The sequence below is a fragment of the Nocardia higoensis NBRC 100133 genome (assembly GCF_000308595.1).
Classification (GTDB): domain Bacteria; phylum Actinomycetota; class Actinomycetes; order Mycobacteriales; family Mycobacteriaceae; genus Nocardia; species Nocardia higoensis.
Genome location: NZ_BAGA01000164.1, coordinates 1 through 8,678, shown reverse-complemented (window position 1 = coordinate 8,678; position 8,678 = coordinate 1). Strand labels below are relative to the sequence as shown.

Annotated in this window: 7 protein-coding genes and 1 CRISPR repeat array; all 7 genes read right to left on the bottom strand. The window is 65.4% G+C overall.

The features are described from left to right. Positions 1-386: 386 nt before the first annotated feature. The 7 genes from cas1 to cas6 are packed head-to-tail and all read right to left on the bottom strand — an operon-like array spanning position 387 to position 7,821. Positions 387-1,223, bottom strand: coding sequence for a CRISPR-associated endonuclease Cas1 (cas1, locus tag ON26_RS27405; protein ID WP_083884398.1), 837 nt, complete (start codon positions 1,221-1,223; stop codon positions 387-389). Beyond that, positions 1,223-1,720 (bottom strand): CRISPR-associated protein Cas4, encoded by a 498-nt coding sequence (locus ON26_RS27400; protein ID WP_040800523.1) that lies wholly within the window; start codon positions 1,718-1,720, stop codon positions 1,223-1,225. The genes cas1 and ON26_RS27400 overlap by 1 nt, the downstream gene beginning before the upstream one ends. A 4-nt stretch (positions 1,721-1,724) precedes the next feature. Beyond that, on the bottom strand, positions 1,725-4,085 hold the full coding sequence (gene cas3, locus ON26_RS27395) for a CRISPR-associated helicase Cas3' (RefSeq protein WP_169333787.1): 2,361 nt from the start codon (positions 4,083-4,085) through the stop codon (positions 1,725-1,727). Beyond that, the gene (gene cas5 / locus ON26_RS27390) at positions 4,078-4,734 is read right to left on the bottom strand and encodes a CRISPR-associated protein Cas5 (protein ID WP_245546092.1); all 657 of its coding nucleotides are present in this window, start codon (positions 4,732-4,734) and stop codon (positions 4,078-4,080) included. The genes cas3 and cas5 overlap by 8 nt, the downstream gene beginning before the upstream one ends. A 14-nt stretch (positions 4,735-4,748) precedes the next feature. Continuing rightward, positions 4,749-5,801 carry a type I-B CRISPR-associated protein Cas7/Cst2/DevR gene (gene cas7i / locus ON26_RS27385; protein WP_040800517.1) on the bottom strand — a complete coding sequence of 351 codons (1,053 nt, stop codon included), beginning with the start codon at positions 5,799-5,801 and terminating at the stop codon, positions 4,749-4,751. Then, complete coding sequence (locus ON26_RS27380; protein ID WP_051027715.1) at positions 5,798-7,210, bottom strand: hypothetical protein; 1,413 nt, start codon at positions 7,208-7,210, stop codon at positions 5,798-5,800. Before ON26_RS27380 ends, cas7i begins: the two co-directional genes overlap by 4 nt. Next, entirely contained in the window at positions 7,207-7,821 is a 615-nt protein-coding gene (gene cas6 / locus ON26_RS27375) for a CRISPR-associated endoribonuclease Cas6 (protein WP_218000636.1), read from the bottom strand. The genes ON26_RS27380 and cas6 overlap by 4 nt, the downstream gene beginning before the upstream one ends. Positions 7,822-8,269: 448 nt before the next feature. Further along, positions 8,270-8,637: a CRISPR direct-repeat array (repeat unit 30 nt; unit sequence GTTGCGATCCCTCGTAGGGGCGATGAGGAC). Positions 8,638-8,678 lie beyond the last annotated feature (41 nt).

Below are 8,678 nucleotides of genomic sequence, written 5' to 3'. Positions count from 1 at the left end.
GAGGACGCCGTACGAGTAGGGACAAGCCGACAGATATTGGCGTTGCCAACCCTCGTAGGGGCGATGAGGACTGGACCGGATGGTGGAGGACCGGAGACGACGCAGCGGTTGCCAACCCTCGTAGGGGCGATGAGGACGGCCGCGCACCGGTCGGCTACGTCGAGATAGTCACCATGTTGCCAACCCTCGTAGGGGCGATGAGGACACCCAGGTGATCGGCGGCCTTGCGGACCTGCTCGGCACGTTGCCAACCCTCGTAGGGGCGATGAGGACCCCAAGGTAAAGCCGCAGGTGAAAGCTTCGCCTTGGCGTAATTTCCGGGCTGCACTGCAGCGATCCTCCGGTAGTGCGAAATTCTTCGGCGTGTCGCTGCAATGATCTTGAAGTTAGATGACGGTCGACGGTGCGGGTTGGGCGGTGCCCCAGGATTCGCGTTGTGGGGTTGCGCCGGGCGGATACGTGTACACCAGGACGCTGTCGTAGCCGCGCAGCAGGAGTCGTTCCGCGAAAACCGGTTTGAACACTTCGGCGAGGTCGAGGGCCAAGGAGTGGCGTTGGCGTTGCATGCTGGCGTGGAGAAACGCGATGCCGCTGTGTAACGGGGTGAGACGAATGGCGGTGAGTGCGCGTGTGTAGACGATGCCGTTGACGTAGCTGATGAAAGCGTTGCCCGCATTGCGAGGCGGGCGGCGGCTGCGGCCGTGCAGTTGCAGCCAGCTCGGTAGTTGGGTGTCGAGTACTTCCCAGGCGCTGCGTCGGAATGTCCCTTCGGCTCCCATCAACTGTTCGCGGGTGTCGGCCAGCTGCACCGAGGATTCCAGCACCTTCAACGGGTGGCTGAGGAGTTCGCGGTCGATGACGCGGCGAACGTTGAACGCGGTGGCCCGCACGATCTGACGGGCGATGTCCAGTCCGGCGGTGGGGTCGGTGGCGAGTTGGGCTTGGGCGAGCACGGTCTGACCGGACGTGCTGGATTCGGCGGTGAGCAGCGAGCCGGTGTAGTCGCCGTAGTGGCCGAGGAGGTGCACGTTGATGCGATGCGTGTTGAGCAGGCTGATCACGGCGGTGTTGATATCGACCGATTCACAGGCGACGATGTCGGCGACATCGGTTACCGGAATGTGCACGGGCTTTCCGTCCGCGCGCTCGATGACGAGCGACTGATCTTTGCGCCGAATCCGGCATGCGGATGTGAGCCAATAGGTGCGGGTGGCGGTGGGCATCATTCCGTCCAGCAGTAGTCGAGGTAGCTGCAACCGCGGCAGGCCCGTTGCGCGAGTCGCGGCGGGGACACCGGAGCATGGAGTACGTCGAGTGCGCGAGCGATCGCGGCCGCGGCGGCGGCTTCCTCGTCGGGGCTGTACGGAATCCGCTCGGTACGACGAATTTTCGGATATTTCAGAATCGCGCCCTCTACCTCGACGCCGAGATGATGCAACCGATAGCAGTAGTGCATGGCCTGCGCGCGATCGGCTGCGGTGAGGCGAGCGGAGGACTTCACCTCGTGAACCCAGCGCTGACCGTCGAAGTGATCGAGTTTCGCCGCTCCGAGATCTACGGCCTGTTCGCGCCGGTAGCTGGTGTCGTGGACGGCCTCACCGAGCAGGACACGCTCGCTCGATGCTTCGGGACGGAAACCGCGGGTGAACAACCACAGCTGTCGAGGACAGTGCTCGAGGTACTTGATGTGGACCCCGCCGATATCGTCTTCGGTGAGCATCGACTCAGAGCACCTCGCCGAGCTTGTAGGTATCGCGACGCTCGTGGTCGATGCCGGTCAGCCCGGTGTAGGAGTTGTAGTTCCCGCTGATGACCAGGATGTCGAGTTCACGCTGGTATCGGGCCAATCGCCGGGCATAGTGGGGCAGCGGAATCAGGTATTGGCTTCCCAGCAGTCGGCCGGCTCGGCGGTCGGAGACCGAGTTCAGAGCCGCGGTGTATTCGCTCAGGTCTTCTTCGAGAATCGCTTCCACCCCGTCGAACAGCTTCTCGAATTCTTCGCCCAGTTCTTTCCGGTCGCCGTCGAAGACGCCGGTGAAGTCGAGAAATCGCTCGAACGAGCGCTGATGATGGGCGACGTTCTCCAGCCATGCCGTTCCCCAGGGCGAATCGTAGAGTTCGTCGAGCCAGGAACCGAGCATCTGCTCGTCCAGGACAGCACCGTCGTGGCTGTGCAGGATTGTCATCGTGAGTGCGGTCGGTTCGTACTCGTAGACCCCGTCGGCCCACTCGTCCGCACTGCCTCGGCGGCGCCCGTAGCTGGGTGGATGAACCGAGACGTCGGCGGGCGGGCCCGCGGCGATGCGATTGATCCGCCCGAACCGCTGGATCAGCGGCTCCAAGGGCGCGCCGCTGGTGTGCAGGGCATCGAAGGAAACGTCCAGCGAGACCTCCACCACCTGCGTCGCCACCAGCAGACCTGGCCGATGGGGACGGCCGGTGCCGAACCGATCCCGAATACGCGACTCGATGTCCGCGCGGTCGGCCGTCTTGAAGCGCGAATGCAACACCATCGGCTCTTCGTTGTACAGCTCTCGGCACACCGGCCCCAGCCTGTCGGCCACATACAGCGCATCGGCGACATTGTTGGCGACAACCAGAACTGATTGTCCTGCCCGCAAACGTGTTTCGATCTCGGTGAGTGAGATGTCGGCGGTCAGAAGATCCGTGGCAATGCGCAGGCGGTGCCGCTGCGGCCACTGTGTTCCCACGGCGTGGATCTGCTGGAAACCACCGTCGCCGACGCACTTGTCGAGCAGTTCGACGAGTTGACGAGGAATCGTCGCCGTCACCACCCCGATCCGGCCGCCGAGCCGCACCCAGAATGCCGTCGAGGCAAGGATCATGCCGAGTCGTTGCGGCTCGTAGGAGTGCAGTTCGTCGAGGATGAACACCGAGTTGGCGGCATCGATCACGAGCGATGAGCAGGCGGTCCCGGCCAGCGCGCCTCTCAGAAGCTGATAAGGGGTGCCCACACGAACCAGTTCCCGGAACAGTTTGGTCGCCGCTGCCCGGGACACCGCACGGCCCGCCGCGTCCCCCTCGTCCTCGTCGCCGCACAACGAACGATGCAGGTGGAACGCCGCTGCCTTGGAATGCACCACGCCCACCAGATCGTCGTCGCCCAGTATCCGACCGAGCCGATCGACCATCGCGTTGATCGATGCCAGATAGGGCAGCAGATAGAACACTCGCGGCTGCCCACCACACTGTTCCCTCAGCTGGGTCACCTGTCGGGCCGCCCACAACAGCGCGGCTTCGGTCTTGCCTGACCCGGTCGGGGTGCGCAGCATCAGATGTCCGTCGAGCGCCGCGGCTTCATTTTGGTGCTGCCGCAACGGCTTGCCCGCCTCGGCCATCTCGGCCGTGAACCTGCCCGCGAACAACGAGTCGATGGGCTGATGGGTGAGCAGCTGACCGTGTGCGGAGGACACGTGGTCGGCGAAAGTGACCGCGCCCTGAACCAGTAGTGCTGTGAGGTTGTCTTCCGGCGCGACATCATCGGGGTATTCCCACTGCTCGCGTAGTTGCTCGAGCAAGCCGAAACCGGCCTCGGCGAGATCACCATCGATATCGGGAATCTGCTCGGCCAGCTCGTGCTCGTGCAACACCGCGGCCAGCCAGCGCCACAGTCGCTGCTGGGCGATCGGGTCTACGGGCCCGAACCGGGCCGCGAAAGCCTCGGCATCCCGATCCTGGTGGATCGGCAGGATCGGCCGCCCTGTGGTGCCCGTCAGCGGCCGGTGATGAGTGAGCACCCCGATAGCCACCCAGTGTCTGTCGCGCACCGGCCAGGAGGCCAGCAGATCGGCGACGAACCCGAGTGAATACACCTCGTGCCGTTGCCCCCACACCGGGCCGCGCCGCCCCGCGACCATGGCTTGGAAACCGGCGGGGATTTTTCCCGCGTCGTGGGTCAGCGCCGCGACCATGACCCACCGCCAGAACCGATCGGGTGTCAGAGCGATTCGGCCGACTCTCCGCGCGAGTTGCTGCGCGCCGACCAGGGTGGCGGCCAGATGATCGGTCAGCAATTCGCCGTGCGGGAACTCCGCACTCGGGCTCTTCGCCCTCGGCTCAGACACCACCGTTCCCGCCATCCAGGTGCGACGGGTGGACCGCGTCGAGCATCGCCACCGCTTGGCCGGGTTCGTATTCGCTGGTCGAAGTGCTCAACCCGGTATCGATGACCGCCGCGCTGCCACGCGGCGCGTATCGATACCCATCCCAGCGGTTCCGAGCTCGGTCGGTGCTGAGCACAGTCGGTAGCCGCAAACGCAACCCCGCCGTGGTCAGCGTTTCCGGCACGATCGCATGCCCTTGCCGTCCGGGCCCGGTGACCAGTTCCACCTCTTCGCTGCGCGCGGTGGCGAGATCCTGGCTGCGCCCCAACCTCAACGGCCATGCGGGGCGGCGCAATGCGTCGGCCCAGAATTCCCGGTTCTCGAGCAGCCACACCGTGAGCACCACGTCGGCCAGGAAATCCCGGTCCTTGGGGGTGGCCGCGCTGGCTCGCCCTCGCGCGTCCAGCGGGTGATAGGTCTCCACATCGATCCCGGACCCGCCCGCGGTGAATGCCGCGCCGAATCGCAGACCTGCCGGAACCCGATCCCAGCCACCGGCCGCACCCGCCAGCATTCCCGCGATGGTCGAAGGGGGAGGGCACGGCAACCCGACCTGAACCCCCGCGTACAGAGGATTACGGAAGGACGCGACGGCAGCCGTGACCGTCACCTGCAACGCGCTGATCACCGCGGCTGGTCCTCGAACCAGTCGTCATGCTCTCCGGCCTCGACCTCCTTGGCCAGCCCCCGCAGCAGCACGCGCGGATGGTCGATCACGACCGTCCCGTCACCGATCAGGCCGTCGAGTGCCTCACGCGCCCGTTCCCGCTGACCGCCGAGGAATCCCGGCGCCCAACCGACACGCACGGGTCCGCTCAGCACGTCCGCCCACGCGGCGATCTCCTCGCTCAGCACATCGGTGTCGAACACGGTCTCCAGGTGCGGGTAGCCCTTGTCCTCGCGGGAGGCCCGCGCCGCGAGCACCCGCGTGAACGGGTTGTTGCCACCGTCGATCGGCGCCAACAGCGTCAGCGCCGGCGACCGCTCCCCGTAATGCAGTGCTCGCTTCGCTCCGCCACACACTTCGGCGAGGGTGTTCAGCAGGACGGTCAGCCGTCGCCGGCGCTCCGTGATCGGCAACCGCAGGCTGTCCAAGCCACGGAAGCTCACCCGCTCGGCGCCCGCGGCCTCGGCCTCCTTCGCCGCGGCCTCGGTGAAATTCCTGCGCAGGCCGCTGCCTTGCACCTGGAACACCCCGATGCGGGCGACATCGATCAGAACGTCGCCGGCCAATTCGGCCGAAAAGTGCTCGTGCTCGTGGATCACCGGATTCTCGTCCGGGCCGAAACCACGGCTCATCGTCCCGAAGTCCTTGGTCGGCCGTCGCGGGGTGACCGACACCAGGGTTCCGGTGGCGAATACGGTGTCGCGCTGGTAGTTCTCCTTCTTGATCGCGACCATGTAGCCGAACAGGTCGTCGTCGATGTAGAGGTCGGGGCGCCCGGCGGTGTGGGCCTGCTGGTTCGCGGCCGAGCCGGAACGTGTCACCGGGGATGCGGTGACCTCCGGCGGGAAGCTGTCGCGCACCCACCGGCGGAATGCCTGCGCGGACACATACGGGTGCGTGTCGCGGCCGATGATCATCTTCTTGATCTCACCGACGTTGCTTTCGCCTCGGGCGTTGTTCGGCGCGCCCGCGGTGATATCCAGGGCGATCTTGCCCACGAGATAGGTCACTGGTCTTCTTCTTCCGTGAGAATGTCGTCGTCCTGGTCGTCGCGATCGTCCGGTGAACCGGCAAGCCATCGGTGTCGGGCCAGGTCTTCCAGCACCGCGACGAACAACAGGTCGCGATGAAACCGAACGCGGTCGCCCGGCTCGAAAAGCAACCGCCACTGCTCGGTCGTGACCAGCGGCTCGCTCACCTTCTGACTGAGGGTCCACGTCGTGGCCTGCCGCTTCAGCCAGGTCTGCAACCGCGCGACGTCGCCGTGCGCATGCTCGAACTGTTTGAGCGTCCCCCGCTCCGGCTTCTCACGTAGCAACGCTCCGATTCCGTTGCCGAGCCGCACGATCTGGTCGACGTCACGCTGCGCCACGCCGAACACCTCCTTGATAAAGGACCGATACACCTGTGCGAGCGCATCCGTCTCCGGTGGCGGCGCGCCCGACTCCGACGTCAGCCGCGACAGGTAGCCGACAGCTGTGATCGGGACCAGATGGGGTGAGTGGAAAATGCTGTAGGCCAACCGAACCGAGCCAGCAGCCTTCGGCCGGTAGTGGGCCCGGATCAGGTAGCGGAACCCGGCATCGAGCACCGGTGACTGCAAGGTGGAGCGCAACCACTCCGCCAGCGGCTGCTCGACCCCGTACACATCCAGAGTCTGTTGCTTGTTGGAGTTGCTGAACACATACAACTCCACTCCATCACGCAAGCGGTCCTCGTACGAGCGCAGTGCCCGCAGCGCCTCGACTTCGCGGGAATACCGGTGTTCGGACGCCACTGCCGACGCGATGCCGATACGGTTCCGTGTCCGGCGCACCTGGCGCGCGGTGAGCCTGGCCAGCGCGTGATCGTCCCAGGTATGCAGCACCGATGCCTTGCCACCGCGAATGGAACAGCCATAGGGCATCGCGTAGAAGCTGGCCAGGCAGCCGCGACACAACGCCATTCCGTCGTGTCCGGGAACAGTCGCATTGCGATGCTCGACGCTGGCCGCCAGCGGGATGTCGACCTTGCCGTAGAACCCGCATGCCGGTTGACCGCATAACGTGCACGGCACCCCTGACAAGCCGTCCGGGATGGTGTCAGGATACGACCGCCAACTTCGAATCTGCTCTGCGCGTTGCTGTTTCGTCAGCATCTTGCGGTTCGTGGTGTTCATTTTCGAGTTGGGCCAGAACAGGTAACTCGATGAGAGCCAGAACGCCCCAGGCTCCTTGGTATCAGCCAGCGAGGCGGTTGCCTCCACATCGGCGCTCATCGCGTCCCACGTCGTTCTGATCTCGGCATCGGTGAGCGATTCCGGTGAGCGGTGGGAGGATTTCGACTCGGCGAGAGCGCTCAGCGCGAAAGCGCCGACCCGCTGGAGCGGATGCGGTGTCAACCGCACGCCCGCCCCGATGACCGCCGGTGCGGCACTCATGCCGCTACCCACCCGAAGCCGGCGGAGTTCGCCTGCCCGAGCCCCCAATCACGCACGCCGTTCAGCACTTTCGGGTCGCCCCGCAACACGACCTCGACGGCCGCGCCGGGCTTCAGGCCGTCTCCTACCGCGAACGACCGCTTCGGCCCCACCCAGGCAATCTGTTCCAGGACCACGTCCGGTGCCATTCCGAGGGTTTCGGCCTTGCGCCGCAGGTTGTTCTCGAAGTAGGCGTGGAACTCGGGTTCGGTCGGCAGCACCCACACCTGCCGGGCAGTCCGACGCCCGTCATCGTCTCGCCCGGAACTCTTCATCACCACCGGGGTCTGGGTACGCAAGCGCGCCGTCTCGGCATCGGATTCCGTTTCTACCAGGGAGATTCCGTCGACACGCAGCGCCACACCACCCCAGTCGAGCAGCCGACAACGCGACAGCGCGACCGACCACGCCGCGATCACCTCCGGCAGGGGGCTGCCGAGTTCCACATAGCCCGGCCCACCCGCCGCATAGACGCCTCTCCGCTTGGCTGCGCGCGGAAACACGGGGCCCGAGTAACCGAACGGCACCATTCCGTACTCGCCCCAGCCCCGCTCGTGCAGGCGCTCCGCCAACGCCGGAGCGGACTCGTTCAGAAGCCGATAGCAGACCGCCCGGCCTGGTTCGAGTACTTTGTCCCACGGTATTTCTCGTGCCGACGTCGACACCGCGATCCGCAATCTCATTGCCCCTCCGATCCCCTCGTCATGCGACTGCGGCAGACCGTAATGCAAGCCACCGACATGCAGAAGCGATCGATCATATGGCTGCGGCGCATCGGAATCTTGTGTACGGAGGCAATTCCCGTGCATATGGGAGTTCGCTGGCTCATGCACCGGGGGATGTGACAGCGCGAGTAGGTGACAGGCGGGCCTGCTTCCAGTCCATGCCGCCTGCGTGTCTTCCTCGGTCCTGGTTGGGATGTATCCGTAACGGCAGCACTCGATTCGACCCTACCGTCGGTCGATACCAATCCGGTTCGCTGCGCAGCCGTGGGTGTGAGGGGGCCAGCGTGGGTCGGTATTTGCTAACCCTCGCAGGGGCGATGAGGACGCAGGGGCATGGTACGAGCGCATGAGTGGACGGGATTGTTGCGATCCCTGGTAGGGGCGATGAGGACCTGGCCGATCGGCTCGAGGAGTCCGGTCTCGGCGCCAGGTTGCGATCCCTCGTAGGGGCGATGAGGACGCGCCTGATTCACGGCCGCGATCATCGCGGAGCGATCACGTTGCGATCCCTCGTAGGGGCGATGAGGACCCTGCGGGATGTGCGACCAGGACGGCTACCTCGGCAGGTTGCGATCCCTCGTAGGGGCGATGAGGACAGGCTGCGGTAGGTGAAGTCGACGGGCGGCTGACCGTGTTGCGATCCCTCGTAGGGGCGATGAGGACTGTGTGGTTCGGCCCGAAGTTCATGGATTACATCTCGCCGT